This window comes from Amycolatopsis roodepoortensis, assembly GCF_014873915.1.
GTDB classification, from domain to species: domain Bacteria; phylum Actinomycetota; class Actinomycetes; order Mycobacteriales; family Pseudonocardiaceae; genus Amycolatopsis; species Amycolatopsis roodepoortensis.
The window spans coordinates 161,545-180,335 of sequence record NZ_JADBEJ010000008.1; the positions used below are offsets into that span (position 1 = coordinate 161,545).

Annotated in this window: 14 protein-coding genes; 4 read left to right on the forward strand and 10 right to left on the reverse strand. The window is 68.9% G+C overall.

Annotated elements, in window-relative coordinates:
- Nucleotides 1–56: 56 nt before the first annotated feature.
- On the forward strand, nt 57–1,364 hold the full coding sequence (locus H4W30_RS38400; RefSeq protein ID WP_192747235.1) for an amidohydrolase family protein: 1,308 nt from the start codon (nt 57–59) through the stop codon (nt 1,362–1,364).
- Nucleotides 1,365–1,521: 157 nt separating this feature from the next.
- Here H4W30_RS38400 and H4W30_RS38405 read toward each other — a convergent pair whose 3' ends face one another.
- From H4W30_RS38405 to H4W30_RS38440, 8 genes are all read right to left on the reverse strand, one after another.
- Complete coding sequence (locus tag H4W30_RS38405) at nt 1,522–2,208, reverse strand: SDR family oxidoreductase (protein ID WP_192747236.1); 687 nt, start codon at nt 2,206–2,208, stop codon at nt 1,522–1,524.
- Between the two features lie 168 nt (nt 2,209–2,376).
- Nucleotides 2,377–4,104, reverse strand: coding sequence for a hypothetical protein (locus tag H4W30_RS38410; RefSeq protein ID WP_192747237.1), 1,728 nt, complete (start codon nt 4,102–4,104; stop codon nt 2,377–2,379).
- A gap of 53 nt (nt 4,105–4,157) precedes the next feature.
- Nucleotides 4,158–4,775 carry a class I SAM-dependent DNA methyltransferase gene (locus H4W30_RS38415; RefSeq protein WP_192747238.1) on the reverse strand — a complete coding sequence of 206 codons (618 nt, stop codon included), beginning with the start codon at nt 4,773–4,775 and terminating at the stop codon, nt 4,158–4,160.
- Nucleotides 4,776–4,932: 157 nt separating this feature from the next.
- Nucleotides 4,933–6,531 carry a DUF7850 domain-containing protein gene (locus H4W30_RS38420; RefSeq protein WP_225950884.1) on the reverse strand — a complete coding sequence of 533 codons (1,599 nt, stop codon included), beginning with the start codon at nt 6,529–6,531 and terminating at the stop codon, nt 4,933–4,935.
- 124 nt (nt 6,532–6,655) lie between these two features.
- On the reverse strand, nt 6,656–8,758 hold the full coding sequence (locus tag H4W30_RS38425; protein ID WP_192747239.1) for a PhoX family protein: 2,103 nt from the start codon (nt 8,756–8,758) through the stop codon (nt 6,656–6,658).
- A 178-nt stretch (nt 8,759–8,936) separates the two neighbouring features.
- Entirely contained in the window at nt 8,937–10,979 is a 2,043-nt protein-coding gene (locus H4W30_RS38430) for a PhoX family protein (protein WP_192747240.1), read from the reverse strand.
- A gap of 96 nt (nt 10,980–11,075) precedes the next feature.
- A complete protein-coding gene (locus H4W30_RS38435; RefSeq protein WP_125679421.1) occupies nt 11,076–12,293 on the reverse strand; it encodes an MFS transporter in 1,218 nt (405 codons plus the stop codon).
- A complete protein-coding gene (locus H4W30_RS38440) occupies nt 12,283–12,741 on the reverse strand; it encodes a MarR family winged helix-turn-helix transcriptional regulator (protein ID WP_192747241.1) in 459 nt (152 codons plus the stop codon). Before H4W30_RS38440 ends, H4W30_RS38435 begins: the two co-directional genes overlap by 11 nt.
- A 77-nt stretch (nt 12,742–12,818) precedes the next feature.
- Here H4W30_RS38440 and H4W30_RS38445 point away from each other — a divergent pair, with 77 nt between their 5' ends.
- On the forward strand, nt 12,819–13,454 hold the full coding sequence (locus H4W30_RS38445) for an HAD family hydrolase (protein WP_192747242.1): 636 nt from the start codon (nt 12,819–12,821) through the stop codon (nt 13,452–13,454).
- An 83-nt stretch (nt 13,455–13,537) separates the two neighbouring features.
- Here H4W30_RS38445 and H4W30_RS38450 read toward each other — a convergent pair whose 3' ends face one another.
- Nucleotides 13,538–14,620 (reverse strand): inositol-3-phosphate synthase, encoded by a 1,083-nt coding sequence (locus H4W30_RS38450; RefSeq protein WP_192747243.1) that lies wholly within the window; start codon nt 14,618–14,620, stop codon nt 13,538–13,540.
- Nucleotides 14,621–14,682: 62 nt separating this feature from the next.
- Entirely contained in the window at nt 14,683–15,228 is a 546-nt protein-coding gene (locus H4W30_RS38455) for a PadR family transcriptional regulator (protein ID WP_005168208.1), read from the reverse strand.
- A gap of 247 nt (nt 15,229–15,475) precedes the next feature.
- On the opposite strand from H4W30_RS38455, the gene H4W30_RS38460 reads away from it, so the two are divergent.
- Nucleotides 15,476–15,889 carry a DUF5318 domain-containing protein gene (locus H4W30_RS38460; RefSeq protein WP_192747244.1) on the forward strand — a complete coding sequence of 138 codons (414 nt, stop codon included), beginning with the start codon at nt 15,476–15,478 and terminating at the stop codon, nt 15,887–15,889.
- A 457-nt stretch (nt 15,890–16,346) separates the two neighbouring features.
- On the forward strand, nt 16,347–18,731 hold the full coding sequence (locus tag H4W30_RS38465; protein ID WP_192747971.1) for a transglycosylase domain-containing protein: 2,385 nt from the start codon (nt 16,347–16,349) through the stop codon (nt 18,729–18,731).
- The last annotated feature ends 60 nt before the right edge of the window (nt 18,732–18,791 follow it).

The window sequence follows — 18,791 nt, forward strand, 5'->3', positions numbered from 1 at the left end:
CGTCCTGGCGACGAGATAGCGGTCGGCGCGATAAAGAGCACCCGTAAGCTCCATTCATGCAACGCCGTTTCCACGCTCCTGTCGTTCTCCCCGCCGACCCCGCTTGCTCGTTGCTGCGTGACGCCGTGGTCGACGTGGACGAGACGGGCCGCGTCACCCATGTCGGTCCCCTGTCCGGGGCCCCCGAATCGTCCGCTCCCGTGACCCGGTTGAGCGGCATCCTCCTGCCCGGTCTGGTCAACGCGCACGCGCACAGCCCGATGACGCTGCTGCGCGGGATGGGCGGCGACCTGCCGCTGCTGCCGTGGCTGACCGAGATCATCTGGCCCGCCGAGGCGAAGCTGGAGCCCGCCGACATCCGCACCGGCATGATGCTGGGCTCGATCGAGATGCTGCGGCACGGCGTCACGACCAGCGCGGAGATGTACTTCGAAGGCGACCAGCTCGCCGACGCGGTGCTCGCCACCGGTGGCCGGGTGGTGCTGGGCCCGCCGATCATGGAACTGCCGGGGATGGATTGGCGCGCGATGCTGAAGAGCATCGAACGCTGGATCGACACCGACGGTCTCCGGTTCGGGCCCGGCGAACGCATCGAGGTCGGTTACGGGCCGCACTCGGCGTACATGCTGAACGAGGAAGCGCTGCGGGCGACCGCGGAATCGGCGGCCGAGCGTGGCGCGCTGGTGCAGATCCACGTGGCCGAGGCGGCGCTCGAAGACGTCAAACAGCGGGAAGCGCACGGTTCGGTGCCCGCGCTGCTGGAGAAGGTCGGGATGCTGCGGGGCCGGACGCTGGCCGCGCACGCCATCCACCTGTCCGACGAGGACATCGCGCTGTTCGCCGCGCGCGGCGTCGGGATGGCGCACTGTCCCGGGTCGAACGCGAAGCTCGCCTCGGGCATCGCGCGCGTGACGGAGCTGCGGAAGGCGGGCGTCGCGATCGGGCTCGGCACGGACGGCCCGGCGTCGAACGACGACATCGACCTGTGGGAGGAACTGCAGCTCTCGGCGATGTTCGCGCGGCTCGCGACCGGTGACTCGACCGTGCTGACCGCGGCCGACGCGTTCCTGCTCGGCACCCGCGGCGGCGCGGACGCGCTGGGCCGGACCGACATCGGCGCGCTGGAAACCGGCCGGTGGGCGGACATGGTGCACGTCGACCTCGACGACCCGGCCTTCGCGACCGGCATCGACGTGCCCGACACGCAACTGCTCGCGAACCTGGTGTGGGCCGCGGGCTCACGCCGCGTCCGCGACGTGTGGGTGGCGGGCGAACAGGTCGTCGGCGACGGCGAACCCCTGCGGGTCGACCGCGCCAAGGTGCAAGCCGAAGTCGCCCACACCTCCGCACGCCTTCGCTCTTAACTCACCTACCCAGCCCCCCACCCGTCCCAGGGGGCGGCCCCGAGGCCAGTCTATCGGGGGTGGGGGCTGGGGCCGGCGGAAAAGCGCTGGTCAGAGGGGAGTTGTCCACAACGGCGACGGGGTGTGGACAAGTGGGTGCGAGCTGTTCCCGATGACGTCAGACCAGGCCGCGCGGCCGGAGGGTCACGTCGGTCGGGTGCGCGTCACTGGTCGCGGAGACCGCGGCGAAGACTGCGGCAGCGACGGATTCGGGGCGCAGGAAGCGTTCGGGCTCGTACTCGCGGCCCTCGTCGGCGACGATCGCCTGCTGCATCTCGGTGTCCGTGCGGCCGGGGTAGATCGACGTCACCCGAAGCGCGGACTCCTCCTCGCGCAGCGAGTCGGCGAAGGCCCGGACGGCGAACTTGCTCGCCGCGTACGGCCCCCAACCCGGCCGCGCGTTCTGCCCGGCGCCCGAGTTGATCACGACGACGTGCCCCTTCGAAGCGCGCAGCGCGGGCAGCAACAGCCTGGTCAGGCTGACGACGCCCAGGACGTTGACCTCGAAGTTCGCCCGCCAATCGGCGTCGGTCGCGGTCTCGACCGTGCCGAGCCGCGCCACGCCCGCCGAGTGCACCAGCACGTCCAGCTCGCCGATTTCGGCGGCCGCCGTCTCCAGCGCGTCGGTGTCGGTCAGGTCGATCGGCCACGGCTTCGCCTCGGGCAGGGTGCCCGCCAGCTCGCCGAGCGCCTCGGCGTCGCGGCCGCCGAGCAGCAACCGGTGGGTCGGAGCGAGCGCGCGGGCGGTCGCGGCACCGATGCCGCGGGTGGCGCCGGTGACGAGAGCGAGGGGTAGATCAGCCATACCGTCACGCTAGTGGTTCGGTTCTGGACCGCCGGCGCGTGTCCAGACGGCGAACTCGCGTGATCAGATGGCCGACACGCGTGATTGGACGGACGACACGCGTGATCAGACGGCGAACACACGTGATCAGAGGCGTAACTCGCGTGATTGAAGACGTAACTCGCGTGATCAGGGGGCGCACACGACGGGAGGGGTCGCCACGCGCGGGAACCGGACGGAACCGCGGGTGAAGGAACCGGCGAGGTTGTCCGCGAAGCGGCCGGCCGTCAGGGGGTCCCGCACCGACGCGTCGATCGCTACGAGAGCCGGGCAGTCGAGCGCCGCTCGGGCGGCGGCGATGTCCGCGGAGCGGACCGGGCCGCCGTCGGCGATCGGGAGCCGCGCCGAATTCGCCAGCTCCCAGACCGGCGGCAGCCATTTCTGGTGGCCGGGGCGGCCGTTGGGGAGCGACGTCGAATGCGCGGCGAACGGGTTCGCGAGGCCGTAACCGTCGCGCAGCCGCATGTCGAGCGGGATCAGCAGGCCGAGCGCGCCCATGCTGTCCGCCGCGACGGTCACGTACGGCCGGTCCGACGGGTACGCGTACCAGCGCCGGGTCGTGTAGTCCTGGATCAGCACCGCCGGACCTGTCACGCCGCGGATTGCGGCCAGCGCCGACGGCATCAGCGGGTGGTCGGCATAGTCCTCCGCCAGGACCGGGTGTTCGTGCCCCGTCGACCGCGACCAGAACGCCCGCTCGTCCGTGACGCCAACAGCGCGCGGAGAATCCGAGTACGCCGGACGGAGCGACGCGGCGGCCACGAACGCCCAGATCCCGACGGCGACCAGAAGTGCCATGGTCACCCTCGTCACCGGCAGGGCCAGCACCGGCAAGAGCAGGCAGAACAACGCCGGGAGCAGCATGCGCCCGTGCATGAAATCACCGCCCACCCGGATCACGTACAACGCGAGCAGCACCGCTCCGGCCACCGGAACCGCGGTCAGCACCACGAAGGTTCTGTCCATAGTGGACGAGACCGTGACGACCGCGGCGGCGAGCAGCAGCAACGGGAGCCACAGCCAGTACGGCTGGACGAGGTCGGCCAGGTACGCCCATCCGCGAGCCCAGTTCGCCTCCGACGCCTCCTTGACCAGTGCGGTGTTCGGCGTCAGCAGACCGTAGTAGCCCATCCGGAACACCTGATACGCCAACGGGAGCGCGACCGCCACGGCCATCAGACCCACCGCGCGGCGTCGTCCTGGCCGCGCGAGGACGAGCAACGCCACCAAGGCGACGGCGCTGAAGAGCGCGAGATCGGGCCGCACCAACGGTCCCAGCCCGGCAACCAGCGCGACCGGCCAGGTGCGCAGATCGTCCATTGTGGACGCGCGGCGGACGAGCAACCACCAGGTACCGCCCAGCCACAAGGTGATCAGCCCGGTTTCGAGCCCGGACGTCGCGAAGTCGCGGAACGGCGGCAGCGCGCAGACCACCAGCGCCCCGGCAGGCGCGAGTCCGTGGAACGCCAGCGGCTGGTAGAGCCGCCGCGCGCCGTCCAGGCCGAAGAACAACCCTGCGACCGAGAAGACCAGCCCGGTCGCCACGGAGACCCATTCCAGCGGCACCCCCGGGATCAGCCCGAGGACGCTCAGGACGGCCGTCCACAAAGGACTGGTGTTGGTCTCGACCCGCTCGCCGACGTTGAACACCGGCCCGTTGCCCGCGAGGATCTGACGGACCGTCCGCAGCACGATCAGCCCGTCGTCGCTCATCCAGCGGCGGCGCCAGGCCAGCTCGGCGTAGACCATCAGCACCAGGCCGAACCCGAACCACGTCCAGGTCGACGACCTCAGGTACCAGGCGCGCGAAGGCCAGCCGGGCGTGCTCTCACCCGTGGTCGCGTTCGTCTGCGTCATGGCCCCGCCCGGCTCGGTTGCGTGCGCAGCAGATCAGGCCCGCGGCCCGCGAGTCAAACCGCGCGGACGGACAGGCAGGACTGTGGCCATTTCCTCCCTTCCATGGTCAGCCGCGCGGTGACCTCGAAGCCCGCCTGCCCGAGCAGGTCCGCGACCTGGCCGGGGTCCAGCAGGTAGGCGTCGTAGGTGACCGGGTGGCCATACGCCGTCTCCGGGCTCAGCCGCTCGTCACCGACGTGGAACCCGAGCAGCAGACGACCACCGGGCGCGAGCGTGCGACGGAACTCCGCGAACAGCGCCGGGAGCTCCTCCGGCGGCAGGTGGAAGATCGACCACCAGGCGACGAGACCACCCAACGACCCGTCCGGGAAATCCAGGGCGGTCATCGAGCCGACCGAAAACCGCTGGTCAGGGTGTTGACGACGGGCGACCTCGACCATTTTCGGCGACAAGTCGACACCGGTGACGTCGACGCCGAGCGACGCCAGGTGGGCGGTGACGTGGCCGGGACCGCAGCCGACGTCGACGACCGGGCCGCGCACCTGCTCGGCGAAGGCGGCGAGCATCGCGCGGCTGATCGGCTCCTGGTCGAAGAGCGGCTTGATCCGCGCCGCGTAGTCCTCGGCGACGGTGTCGTAGGACTCGCGGGTGGCGTCGAGATGGGAAGTCACGGTGAGCGACGTTAGCGGCACCCACCGACAATTCGCGCCGACGAACGCGCGTCAAGACGGGTGCGAACGGACAACACGCGTGATTGGAGGCGTGACTCGCGTGATTGGGGGCGCAACTCGCGTGATTGGGGGCGTGACTCGCGTGGTTGGAGGGCGATCACGGGTCGAGCAGGCCGGCGTCCCTGGTCAGGTCTTCCGGCGAGGCGGGCGAGGCCGCCGGCGTGCAGCCGGTCGCGGGGTCCGCCGCCGAATCGGTGCCGTTGTAGTGCGCGGCGCCGGAGCGGGTCAGCTGACGTGAGCCGACGTCGAAGCACACCTGGTACGAGCCCGGGATCACCCGTTCGAAGGCGTATCGCCCGTCCGGGCCGGTCACGGTGGAGCCGACCTCTTTGCCGGAAGCGTCCTTCAGGGTCACCTTCACGTCCGGGACGCCGAGTTCGTCGCGGCTCTGGAGACCGTCCTTGTCCTTGTCCAGCCACACGAAGTCGCCCAGCCTGCTCAGCGGCGCGACGAGACCCGCGGAGAGCGTCAGGTCCTGCCGCTTGCGAGGGCCGACGGTGGTGGTCGCGGTGCAGCCGGTCGCCGGGTCGGCGTCCGAATCCTTCGTGTCGTCGCCTGTGTCCTTCGCCGTGTACGTGAACGGAAGTCCGGCGATGTCGAAGCAGACCTGGTAAATGCCGTCTTTCAGCTTGGCGAAGCGGTATTTGCCGCCGGCGTCGGTGGCGACCGTCCCGAGCGCCTTGCCCGACGCGTCCTTCAAAGTCGCCTTCACGCCTTGAACGCCCGGCTCCCCGGCGTCCTGCAACCCGTTCCGGTCGAGGTCGTTCCAGACGAACTCGCCGATCTCGTCGATCGCGGGCGGCGGGGTGACCTTGATGGTGGTGGTCGCCGTCTTCTTCGGCAGAGTCCCGCTGGAGACGGTCACGGTGCTGACGTGGCCGTTGTCCGCCTCGGTGACGTTCTTGTGGTCGCAGGTGACGGTCGCCGACTTGCCCGCTTCGAGGGTCGCGATCGGGGCGGGGTTCGCGTCGCAGTACGGGTCTTCGACCTTGATGGCGGTCAGCGTCGTGGTGCCGTCGTTGGTGACGGTGAACCGGTAGTTCGCGGTGGTACCCGCCTCCAGGGTGGCCGTGGCACCCCAGGCGCCGCTCGCCGGATCCCGCACCTCCGCCTTCGCCGAGAACGAGTCGACCCGCAGGTGGACGCAGTCCCACATGACCCAGTTGCGGTCGGTGGCGGCGAAGAACTTCACCGAACCGGCCGACTGCGGGGCGATCGACGGTGGGAAATCCTGCCGGGCCAGTTCGCCGTCGGCCTCGACGGCGTGCACGACCTTGAGCTTGTTCTCGAGGACGACCTTGCCGGACCCGTTGTAGAACCGCAGCCCCGTCTCCTGGACGGCGTCCGCGCGCTGGACGTTCGTGCCGGTCCAATCGGTCAGGGTGTAGACGCCGCCGGGCACGAACTTCATCGCCGCGTAGGCGGTGCTGATCATCTTGTCCGGGGTCGAGATCAGGGCGTATTTGCCCCCGTCGGACTGATATCCGCTGGCCGTCGACAGCCGGGGCTGCTTGCTCCTCGGCGTGCCGGGAGGCACCGGGGCGGCCGGGTTGAACGTGTACCCGGCGGGTGGGCTGCCCTGCTCGACGCTCGGATTCGGCGCGACGCCGCCGGTGCAGCCGGACGGGACGGTCGCCGCCTGCGCGTACGAAGGGACGAAGCCGGAGACGAGCGCGCCCGCCACCATCACCACCATTGCCCGTTTCACAGGGCTGAAGCTAATGAGCGCGACCGGCTTCCGTCATCACCGAACGGTGTCGTCCGGCGCCCCGATCAGGCAGAACAAGTCTCGCCGAGAGTGATCGGGGCGCCGGAAGCCACTACTTGACGCCGATGCGGCCGACCTGGCCCCAGCGGCCCTTCTTCCACACCGACACGATCGACGGACGCGGCTGCGAAGTGCCGCCGTCCGGCCAGTGCGACACCGGGCTGCCGGAGTTCGGCGCGTCCTCACCGGGGTGCTGGACCGCGACGAGCACCAGGTGATCGGTCACGACCGGGCCGCAGGCCTCTCCGCCGTTCGGCACGGTGAGGAACTGCTTGACCTGACCGCGCTGAGGCCCGGTGACCGGTACCGAGAAAAGGCCGTCGTTCGAGCCGAGCGCGTTGCCGTCGGTGGAGATCCACAGGTTGCCGTGCCGGTCGAACGCGACGTTGTCCGGGCAGGAGATCGGGCTGACCTGGTCCTTCGGGAAACCGCCGAAGTAGGTATCGGCCGTCTTCGGGTCACCGCAGACGAGCAGGAGCCGCCAAGAGAACTTCGTCGACGCGGCGTCGCCGCCGTTCTCTTCCCACTCGAGGATGTGACCGTTGCGGTTGTTCGGCCGCGGGTTCGCCTCGTCGACGTTCGCCTTGCCGGCGGGGCCACGCTGGCTGTTGTTGGTCAGCGCCGCGTAGATTCGGCCGTTGACCGGGTTCGGCTCGATGTCCTCGGGCCGGTCCATCTTGGTCGGCTGGACCTTGTCCGCCGCTTCGCGGGTGAAGATGTAGACCTCTTCGGCGGTGAAACCGTCCACAAAGGACTTGTCACCGGCGGCCAGCGGGATCCACTCGCCGACACCGTCGAATTCGCCGTCCGCCGGGAGCTTCCCGGTGCCGTCGATCTCGGCGGCCGGGCTGTCACCGGTGAAGCGGCCGACGTACAGGGTGCCGTCGTCGAGCAGCGCCGAGTTGTGGCGGCGCGCGTGCGCGCTCTTGCCCGGCTTGTACTTGCCCTTGGAGACGAACTTGTAGATGTACTCGAACCGCTCGTCGTCACCCGAGTAGACGGCGACGCGGCCGTCCTTGGTGATCTTGATGTTCGCGGCCTCGTGCTTGAACCGGCCGAGCGCGGTGTGCTTGATCGGCGTCGAGTTCGGGTCGTTCGGGTCGATCTCGACGACCCAGCCGAAGCGGTTGGCCTCGTTGGGCTCCTGCGCGAGGTCCCAGCGCTTGTCGAACCGCTCCCACTTACGGGTGCTTTCGGTGCCGGAGAAGCCGTACCGCTTCAGCCGCGCGGCGGCGACCGGGTCGGTGACGCTCGCCGCGTTGGCGAAGTACTGGTTGACGTTCTCCTCACCGGAAAGCACGGTGCCCCAAGGGGTCACGCCGCCGGCGCAGTTGTTCTGCGTGCCGAAGACCTTGCGGCCGGTCGGGTCCGCGGAGGTCTTGAGGTACTTCGAACCAGCGGCCGGGCCGCGCACCTCGAACGGGGTGTTCAGCGTGATGCGGCGGTTGAACGGGCTCGGCGTCACACGCAGGGCGCCACCGATCGGGTCGCGGAGGGCCTGGACGACCGAAAGGCCGTGCGCGGCCCACGCGATCTTGACCTGCTCCTCGGTCGGGTTCTTCGGGTCGTACTGGTCGACCGGGAACATGTGGACCTCGGTGGTGTACTCGTGGTTCACCACCATGAGGTTGCGGATGCCCAGCGGGTCCTGCGGGATCAGGCCGACGAAGTCGCAGTTGTAGCCGAACTGCTTCGCCTGCGCGGCCGCGGTCTGCTTGGTGAAGTCGAACTTCGGCGCGCCCCACTCGACGGCGTCGCCCCAGCCGATGACGACGCGCTGCTCGTAACCCTCGGGGATGGTGACCGCGTCGAGCGTGTTCGGCGGCACCGCTTCGAAATCGGTGCCCGGCACCGGACGGCCGGGGCGGCCCGGTTTCCCGTGGCCCGCGGCGGAAACGTCAGCCGGGGTCTCGGCGGCGGCTGTGCCGGACAGCGCGGCGAAACCACCGGCGGCCGCGGCCATCACGGCGCTCGCCTTCAGCGCGCCACGGCGGGACAGCATGTTCTTGACGACGTCGCCGAAGTACTCGTTGTCCGACGTGTTCGGCTCGGGGTGGGCGCACGCGTTGCCGCAGCGGTACTCGCAGGTGACCGCGGAGCGGCCACCGGGGTGGGAGGTGATCAACGGCAGCAGCCGCTGAGGCTCGAAGGACACAGGGCCTCCATGGTCGCGGTGGGTACACGTAGTCCAGTCGGGGGAACGTCGTGACGGTAAGCGACCAAAACGATCCAGCTCTGGCCAGAAGATGAACAGCGCGCGAACGAGCGATGGCGCGCTGCCGGACCGGCCGCGCGCCATCGACGAAAAGTACAGCTAGATCGTTGGTTTTCGACTAAGAACCGATATCCGCCAGGCCATGCCTGCCGGGTTTCCACACCGCCACCACGGAGGGGCGAGGCTGGGTTTCCCCGCCGTCCGGCCAATGGGAGGCCGGTTTGTCGGCGTTCGCGCCGTCCACTTCACCCGGATGCTGGACACAGACCGTGACGATCTTCCGCTCGACGATCGGCCCGCAGGTCTCCGCGCCGCGGGGCACGGTGAGGAACAGCTTGAGCTCCCCGCGGTTGCGGCCCTCCAACGGCACGGAGTAGAGGCCGTCGTTGATGCCGAGCGCGCCCGCCGAGTCGGTGGAGATCCAGAGGTTGCCGTGCCGGTCGAAGGCCACGTTGTCCGGGCTGGAGATCGGTGAGACCTGGTCCTTGGGGAAGCCGGCGAAGTAGGTGTCCGGCGAGGCCGGGTCTCCGCACACCAGGAACAACCGCCAGCTGAAGGTGAGCGCGAGCGCGTCGCCGCGACGCTCTTCGAGTTCCAGCACCTGGCCGTGCTTGTTGTTCAGCCTCGGGTTGGGCTCGGTGGCGCCTTCCTTGCCGGGGTTGCCGCGCTCGACGTTGTTGCTCAGCGCGCAGTAGATCCGGCCGGTGTACGGATGGGCCTGGATGTCCTCGGGGCGGTCCATCTTGGTGGCGCCCACCTTGTCGGCCGCCTCGCGGGTGAAGACGTAGACCTCTTCGGCGGTCATTCCGTCCACAAAGGACTTGTCACCGGACGCCAGCGGGATCCACTCGCCGCCGCCGTCGAATTCGCCGTCACTGGGCAGTTTCCCGGTGCCGTCGATCTCGGCGGGCGGGCTGTCGCCGGTGAACCGGCCGACGTACAGCGTGCCGTCGTCGAGCAGGGTCATGTTGTGGCGCCGGGCGTGCGCGCTGTTCCCCGGCTTCATCCGGCCCTTCGAGATGAACTTGTAGATGTACTCGAAGCGCTCGTCGTCACCGGAGTAAGCGACCACGCGGCCGTCCTTGGCGACGCGGATGTTGGCCGTCTCGTGCTTGAAGCGGCCCAGATGCGTGTGCTTGACCGGGGTGCTGTCCGGGTCGTGCGGATCCAGCTCGATCACCCAGCCGAAACGGTGTGCCTCGTTCGGCTCCCTCGCGATGTCCCAGCGCGCGTCGAACCGCTCCCACTTGCGGGTGGTCGCGGTGCCCCGGATGCCGTAGCGCGCGTAGCGCTGCCGCTTGACCGGATCGGCCACGGTGTCCGCGTTCCCGAAGTACTGGTTGATGTTCTCCTCGCCGGACAGGATCGTGCCCCACGGCGTGACGCCGCCCGCGCAGTTGTTCATCGTGCCCAGCACCACCGTGCCGGTGGGGTCGGCGGCGGTCTTCAGCAGGTCGCTGCCCGCGGCCGGGCCCGTGACCTTGAACGGCGTGTGCAGCGTGATCCGCCGGTTGTAGCGGGACATCTTCGGCCGCAGGTGCCCGGTGTCGCGTCCGCGCGACACCTGGACGACGGTCAGCCCGTGGGCCGCCCACGCGATCTTGACCTGTTCCTCGGTCGGGTTGTTCCGGTCGTAACCGCGGAACATGAACTCTTCCGAGGTGTACTCGTGGTTCGTGACCAGGAGCGCGGAGAGGCCCCAGTGGTCGAGCGGCAGGAGCGCGGCGAAGTCGCAGTTGTAGCCGAACTGCTTCGCCTGCGCCTCGGCGGTCTGGTGGTCGAAGTCGAACTCCGGCGCGCCGGGCAGCACCGCGTCACCCCAGCGGATCACGATGCCCTGCTCGTAGCCCTCGGGCACCACGACGGCGTCGAGCGTGTTCGGCTGGACCCGCTCGTAGTCCGTGCCGGGTGGCGGTTTCGGCCGTCCCTCGGGGGCGGCGGACGCGGGCGCGGCGAGCGCGAGCGGCGTCCCGGCGGCCAGCGCGACGACGGCGGTCGCCTTCAACGCGCCACGGCGGCTCACCGCGCCGAGCACGTCGGCGAAGGTGGGATTGTCCGAGGTGTTCGACGCGTCGTGGAAGCACGCGTCGCCACAGCGGTAGGTACAGGTCACTGACGCCCGGCTTGGTGAGTGGCCGGCCAGCAACGGAAGGAATTTCACGCGGACCTCGCATCTGCAGTTCGGGAGGTCGACGCTAAGGCACCGGACCGACGAGGGGAAACCCCTCGTTGGTCCGGTGTTCACCCTTTGTTCCGCTTACATCTCCTCGCCGACGAGGACCGCCTCGGCCGGAATCGTGTGCGGATCGGCGGACTTCTCGCGGATCGTCAGCAGGGCGCCGGCCAGCACGCACAGGATCGCGGCGATCACGAACGGCGCCTGCTTGGCACCGAACCACTCGGCCAGGTGACCGACGACGGTCGCGGCGACCGCGCCGCCGAGCCAGCGGCAGAAGTTGTACCCGGCGCTCGCGACCGGACGCGGGGCGCCGCTGATCGACATCGCCGTCCCGGTGAAGAGCGTGTTGAGCAGGCCGGACACCAGACCGGACAGGATGATGCCGACGACCAGCACCGGCTTGCTCGGGATCGCCATGACCAGCAGCAGGACGGCGTAACCGAAGACGGCGACCACGGTCGCGTGCCGCTCGCCGAGCTTCGCGGCGAGCTTCGGCGCCAGCACCACGCCCGCGACGGCGACCGAAAGGCCCCAGCCGCAGAAGATCAGGCCGACGGCGACGGCGCTCCACTCCAGCACGAACGGTGACCACGCCAGCACGACGAAGAACGCGGCGGTGTAGAGCGCGGATCCGATCGAGGTGCGCAGCAACCCGCCGTGCTTGAGCGCGCGGAACGGGTCGAGCAGCCGGATCTTGGGCCGCTTCTCCTTCGCGTCGGTGGTCAGGAAGATCGAGCAGAGCACGAGACCGCACAGCATCAGCAGCGAAGTGCCGAGGAACGGGCCGCGCCACGAGATGCTGCCGAGCAGGGCGCCCAGCAGCGGGCCGACCGCGAGGCCGACGCCGAGCGCGGCTTCGTACAGCAGGATCGCGCCCGCCTGGCCGCCGGTCGCGGCGCCGACGATGACCGAAAGCGCGGTCGCGATGAAGAAGGCGTTTCCGAGCCCCCAGACCGCGCGCAGCCCGATGAGCTGCTCGATCGACCCGGACGCGGCGCACAGCGCGGTGGCGACGACGACCAGCGTCAGCCCGACGACCACGGTCCGCTTGGCCCCGAACCGGGCACTCATCGCGCCGGTCACCAGCATCGCGACCGCCTGGACGCCGAGGTAGCTGGAGAACAGCAGGGTCACTTCCGACGGCGTCGCTTTCAGGCCTTCCGCGATCGACAGCAGGATCGGGTCGACGAGCCCGATGCCCATGAACGCGATGACCGCGGCGAACGCGGTGATCCATACCTGTTTGGGCTGCCCCTTGACGGCGTCCAACAGGCTCGAGTGGTGCTCAGCGCTCATCGCGGATCAGTTCCTCCTTCTTGTCTTCGTGCAGCAATCGGGTGAAGGCGGGGAGCGCGGCTTCGATCGCGATGCGGTCGGCCTCGTCGAGTGCGAGAAGGCGTTCGCGGAGGAACTCCTCCCGCGCGACGATCAGCTGCCGATGGAAGCGCTGCCCCACTTCGGTGACCTCGACGAGCACCGCCCGGCCGTCGGCGGGATCGCGGCGGCGGCTGACCAGGCCCAGCCGTTCGAGACGGCGGACGACGTCGGTCATCGTCGGCATCCGGACCCGTTCCAGGTCGGCGAGCGTGCTCATCCGGCGCGGACCGCCGGTGAGCAGCTCCGACAGCACCGAACCCTGCGTGAGGGTGAGCCGCACCTGCGGCGTCTCCCGGCGGACGAGGTAGTACAGCCGGAACACCAGCGGGCGGAGCCGGTGGGCCAGGTCGGCGACTTTCGTGGTCACTTAGCCATGCTAACTAAAATTACTGAGCATGGCTAAGTAATCTGCCGCACAGGTTTTCACCGCCTAGGCTTGGGAGCGTGGAAGCGGTGATCTTCGATCTCGACGGTGTCCTGGTGGATTCGGAAAAGATGTGGGACGAGGTCCGGCGATCCGTCGTCCACGAGTTCCACGGCACCTGGCGGGAGGAATCGACCAGGGCGATGCAGGGGATGAGCACCCCGGAATGGGCCGCCTACCTGGCGCACGACCTCGGCGTCCAGCTGCGGCCCGAGGACGTCGCGCAGGTGGTGATCGACCGGATGGCGCGGCGGTACGCGGAGAAACCGCCGATCATCCCGGGCGCGCCGGGGGTCGTGCGCGAGGTCGCGAAGCACTGGCCGGTGGCGATCGCGAGCTCGTCGCCGCCGCTGCTGATCAAGGCGTTCCTCGACATCACGCGGCTGCCGGTGCCGACGGCGGTCTCGTCGGAGCAGGTCGGCGCGGGGAAGCCGGCGCCCGATGTGTACCTGAAGGCGGCGGAGCTGCTGGGCGCGGAGCCGAAGAACTGCGCGGCCGTGGAGGACACGACCAACGGGCTGCGCGCGGCGCTGGCCGCGGGGATGACGGTGTACGCGGTGCCGAATCCGCATTTCCCGCCGGATCCGGCGGTACTGGCGGAGACGACGGTGGTCGGGAAGATCACGGACCTGCCGGCGGCGCTTCAGGAGGGCTGACTAGCCCTACACGAATGCGACGAAGGGGCCTTTCATCGCGAAGTTCGCGATGAAAGGCCCCTTCATGCCGCGCTACGGGCGGGTCACTCCTCGCCGGCGATGAACTTCTCCACCGCGTCGCGCGCGGTGGCGTCGTCGTACTGCTCCGGCGGCGACTTCATGAAGTACGAGGAAGCGGACAGGATCGGGCCGCCGATGCCGCGGTCCTTCGCGATCTTCGCGGCGCGCACGGCGTCGATGATGATGCCCGCCGAGTTCGGCGAGTCCCACACCTCGAGCTTGTACTCCAGGTTCAGCGGCACGTCGCCGAAGGCGCGGCCTTCGAGCCGGACGTAGGCCCACTTGCGGTCGTCGAGCCACTGCACGTAGTCGGACGGCCCGATGTGGACGTTGCCCTTGCCGAGCTCGCGGTCGACCTGCGAAGTGACCGACTGGGTCTTCGAGATCTTCTTCGACTCGAGCCGCTCCAGCTCCTTCATGTTCAGGAAGTCCATGTTCCCGCCCACGTTGAGCTGCATCGTCCGGTCGAGCTGGACGCCGCGGTCTTCGAACAGCTTCGCCAGCACGCGGTGCGTGATGGTGGCGCCGACCTGGGACTTGATGTCGTCACCGACGATCGGGACGCCGGCCGCGCGGAACTTCTCCGCCCACTCGGGGTCGGAGGCGATGAACACCGGCAGCGCGTTGACGAACGCCACACCGGCGTCGATGCAGGCCTGCGCGTAGAACTTGTCGGCCTCTTCGGAGCCCACCGGCAGGTAGGAGACGAGCACGTCGACCTCGGCCTCGCGCAGCGCGGCGACGACGTCGACCGGGGTCTCGTCGGACTCCTCGATGGTCTCGCGGTAGAAGCGGCCGAGCCCGTCGTAGGTGTGCCCGCGCTGCACGGTGACACCCAGCGGCGGCACGTCGGCGATCTTGATCGTGTTGTTCTCCGAGGCGAAGATCGCCTCGGACAGGTCACGGCTGACCTTCTTGGCGTCCACGTCGAACGCGGCGACGAACTCGATGTCGCGGACGTGGTACTCGCCGAACACGACGTGCATCAAACCGGGCACGCGAGTGCCGGCATCTGCGTCGCGGTAGTACTGAACGCCCTGGACCAGCGAGGCCGCACAGTTGCCGACGCCCACGATGGCCACCCGAACGCGGCGGTTCTCGCCCATGCCGGTTTCTCCTTCATTAGTCCAACAGTTGTAGGTAATGCGCAGCGCGCTCGGAGAGCGCCTCAGGTCTCCGGCCCGCGCTGCTCGGCCTGTTCGTGCGCGATCAGCTCGTTGAGCCAGCGCACCTCCCGCTCACTGGACTCCAGCCCGAGCCGGTGCAGCTCACGGGTGTAGCGGTCGATCTTCTCCTCGGCCCGCGCCATTGCCGTCCGAAGCCCTTCACGGCGTTCCTCGACCCGACGACGGCGGCCTTCCAGGATTCGCATCCTGACGTCGGCCGGTGTCCTCGAAAAGAACGCCAGGTGGACGCCGAAGCCTTCGTCGTCCCACGTCTGCGGCCCGGCGTCGCCGAGTAGTTCGGCGAACCGTTCCTTGCCCTCGGCGGTGAGCTTGTACACCCGCTTGCCCCGGCGTGCCCACGCCCGGTCTTCCACCTCTTCGAGCTCCTCGACGAGGTAGCCGGCGCGAAGCAGCCGACGCAGGGTCGGGTACAGCGAGCCGTACGAGAACGTCCGGAACATCCCGAGCGTCTCATGCAAACGTTTGCGCAGCACGTAGCCGTGCATGGGGGTCTCGTGCAGCAGCCCCAAGATCGCGAGCTCGAGCACACCGCACCCCCTTCCGGGAACAAACCGCGACCGGTCGCGTTGGCCACCGTGACCGGCTCGGTCAACCTACCGGCCCACTATATCGCGCCGATACATCGAAGTGGTGTAGCTAACCCGAACGGGTACCCGGAAAATCCGCCGAAATTCATCGGACAGTTATCGAATCGTCGGCGTGTCCGACCGCATACGGACCGTCCCGCCGACAACGGGGCGTGGACCACACAGGAAGAGCCCGTACTCTGTTGGCGTGCGAAACCAGCGGCAGGTCGTGGACTACGCCTTACAGCGGCGCGCGCTGCTCAAGGGCGTCCACTCCGGACGGGTCGGCACATACGACGTCTGCGACGCGGGCCCGTACCTCCTCCGTGCCGCGAAATTCCACGGCCGACCAGGCGATCAGGACTGCCCGGTCTGCCATCGGGAGGAACTGACCCTGGTGTCGTGGGTGTACGGCGACGAGCTCAAGCACGCCGCCGGATCGGCCAAGACGCCGGAAGAACTGGTACGGATGGACGGGCACTTCGCGGAGTTCACCGTCTACGAGGTCGAGGTCTGCCGGAGCTGTCACTGGAACCACCTGGTGCGGTCCTACGTCCTCGGAACAGGAGATCCGGGAACCACCCGGCCACGGACCCGGTCGCAGAGGACAGCGGGTCAGTGACAGGTATCGAAAACGCAGTTGAGCACAGAGCGGCGTCCCCCGAAGCGCCGGTCTGGGAGGCCCATTCGTGAACGACGACCGCAATCGCTCCTGGCCTGGCCAGGAGCCTGATGCACCTCGCCGTGCCCAATGGCCTGGCGAAGACGACGAACCCGGCTGGCCGAGCGAAGAACCGCCGCGCCGCCCCCAGCGCCGGACTCCCCCGAACGGCATCCCCCGCTCGGCCGGCCCGCGTCCCGCCGACGGTCCCCAGTGGCCCGGTGGTGACGCCGGCGGCCCCGAGTGGCCCTCCGACAACGAACCGCGCCGTCCCGCGCCCCCGCGCCGCCCCAACGGCATGCCCCCGCGCAGGCAGGGACCCCCGCCGCCGCCCGGTGGCCGTCCCGCCGGGCACCGCCCGCCGCCGCCTCCGCCCGGCGACCGCCGTCCTCCCGCCCCGGCCGACCAGGCGACCGCGATGGTCCGGCCGGTCGAGCCGGAACCGTACGAGCGCGAGCCGGAACTCATCACGCATCACGCGCACAACGGCACCGAAGACCCGTACGGCTACGACCCGTACGACGACCGCTATGACGATCGTCACCCGAGCGCCGCGTTCGGCGCCGAGGGCGAAGAAGCGTACGACGAGCCCGCCGAAGACGACGAGGACGACAAGAAGAAGGTCCTCACGCCGAAGCAGCGCAAAAAGCGCCGCTGGCGGATCGTCCGCCGGGTTCTCTACGCGATGTTCGGCCTGTTCGTCGTGGTGCCCGCGATCGCGTTCGTCATCACCTACTTCCTGGTGGACGTCCCGTCGCAGGAAAGCGTCGCGAGCCTGCAGAGCCAGCCGATCACGCTGATGTACGCCGACGGCAGCCCGATGGGCAAGATCGCGCCCGCCAGCGGCGGAAGCCGGTACCTGCTCAAGCCCGGCGAAGTCCCCGAAGTGGTCAAGAAGGCCGTATACGCGGCCGAAGACTCGTCGTTCGAGACCAACTCCGGTTTCGACGTCGGCGGCATCCTGCGCGCGGTCTACAACAACGTCACCGGCGGCCAGGGCGGCGGTTCGACGATCTCCCAGCAGTACATCAAGAAGGCAACGGCCAACGAGGCGCCGACGCTCACCCGTAAATGGACCGAGCTGGCCAAATCCTTCAAGATGAACAACCAGATGTCCAAAGAGGAGATCATCACCGCCTACCTCAACACCATCTACTTCGGCCGCGGCGCCAACGGCATCGAAGCGGCCGCGCAGGCCTACTTCAAGAAGCCGGCCAAGGAGCTCGGCGCGTCCGAGGCCGCGCTGCTCGCCGGGCTGATCCAGGGTCCGAGCCGGTCCGAGAACGAGCCGTACGCGCAGCGACGCTGGAACTTCGTGATGGACCAGATGGTGTCGAACAAGTGGCTCGACCCGGGTGAGCGCGCCGCCGCGCAGTTCCCGAAGCCGATCCCGAAGGCGCAGGCGAAGGCCGACGACGCCGGGACGCTGAGCCTGCACATCCGCAACCGCGTGATCGACGAGCTCGAAGCCCGCGGTTACGACCAGGACCGGCTCCACCAGGGCGGCTACAAGATCACCACGACGATCGATCCCAAGGCGCAGAAGATGGCCGAGGAATCCGTCGCCGAGGGGATGAAGGGCCAGACGGACGAGAACATCCTGAACGCGCTGGTCGCGATCGACCCCAAGACCGGCGGCGTCGTCGCGTACTGGGGCGGCCCGGACTGGACCAAGAACGCGCAGGGCCAGGACGTCCAGGCCATGGACTGGGCGAACGTGCCGCACAACCCCGGTTCGGCGTTCAAGGCCTTCGACCTGACCGCGTTCCTGAAGATGGGCCGCGGTCTCGGCGAGACCTTCGACGGCTCCAACAACCGGAAGTTCGACGGCCGCACGATCCGGAACGCGGGCGAGAGCTCCAACTGCGGCACGCAGTGCACGGTCGCCGAGGCGATGAAGGTCTCCGCGAACACCGTGTTCTACGACATGGTCCGCAACGAGACGAAGGTCGACCCGGTGGCGAAGGCCGCGAAGGAAGCCGGCGTGATGGTGGAGGCCGAAGGCGGCAAGGCGAAGCTGAGCCCCGACATCAACATCGCGCTCGGCGGTGGTGGCACGGTCACCACCGCGGAGGACATGGCGGCCGGTTTCGCCACCTTCGCCGGTGAAGGCGTCCGGCAGAAGCAGCACTTCGTCGCCAAGCTGACCAACTCCCAGGACGAGGTCGAGTTCGACGAGACGGCTCCCAAGGGAACCCCGGCCTTCAGCGACGACGCCGACAAGAGCAAGCAGATCGCGGGCAACGTCACCGACGCGCTCGAAGAGGTCATCCCGTACTCGAAGCTCAAGTGCCCGAAGAACCACGAGTGCGCGGGCAAGACCGGGACGCAGCAGTACGACTTCAAGGACAGCGACCCGCCGAGCTATCGCGACCGCAACGCGCAGACCTGGATGGTGGGCTACACGCCGAGCATCTCGACGTCGGTGTGGGTCGGCGGCGACGGCAACAAGCCGCTGCACGACAAGAACAACAAGCCGATCTACGGCCGGACCATCGCCGGTCCGATCTGGGAAGACTTCATGTCCCGGTACATGACCGGCAAGCCGTCGGAGAAGTTCGACAGCGTCAAGCCGATCGGCAAGGACGCGCGTTCCGTGCCGACGACGACGGCCCAGAAGCCGCCGGAGACGTCGACGCCGCCTGAGACGCCGACGACCACCCCGACGCCGACGACACCCACGACGCCGACCGAGACGACCGAAACGGGTGGCTGGCCGACGAAGCCGACCAAACCCACGAAGCCGACGAGGCCGGGGCCCGGGACCACGGATCCGTTGTTCCCGAACGCCGAAGATCCGTGACGATCGGTCTGAGCACCTGACGAAGGGTGTGCCGGGCGAGTGCCCGGCACACCTTTTTTC

Excerpts from the sequence above, each read along its gene's own strand:
- H4W30_RS38410 (WP_192747237.1), bottom strand. The coding sequence starts at position 4,104 with ATGACGCAGACGAACGCGACCACGGGTGAGAGCACGCCCGGCTGGCCT.
- H4W30_RS38405 (WP_192747236.1), bottom strand. The coding sequence starts at position 2,208 with ATGGCTGATCTACCCCTCGCTCTCGTCACCGGCGCCACCCGCGGCATC.
- H4W30_RS38465 (WP_192747971.1), top strand. The coding sequence starts at position 16,347 with ATGGTCCGGCCGGTCGAGCCGGAACCGTACGAGCGCGAGCCGGAACTC.
- H4W30_RS38400 (WP_192747235.1), top strand. The coding sequence starts at position 57 with ATGCAACGCCGTTTCCACGCTCCTGTCGTTCTCCCCGCCGACCCCGCT.
- H4W30_RS38435 (WP_125679421.1), bottom strand. The coding sequence starts at position 12,293 with ATGAGCGCTGAGCACCACTCGAGCCTGTTGGACGCCGTCAAGGGGCAG.
- H4W30_RS38420 (WP_225950884.1), bottom strand. The coding sequence starts at position 6,531 with ATGGTGGTGATGGTGGCGGGCGCGCTCGTCTCCGGCTTCGTCCCTTCG.
- H4W30_RS38450 (WP_192747243.1), bottom strand. The coding sequence starts at position 14,620 with ATGGGCGAGAACCGCCGCGTTCGGGTGGCCATCGTGGGCGTCGGCAAC.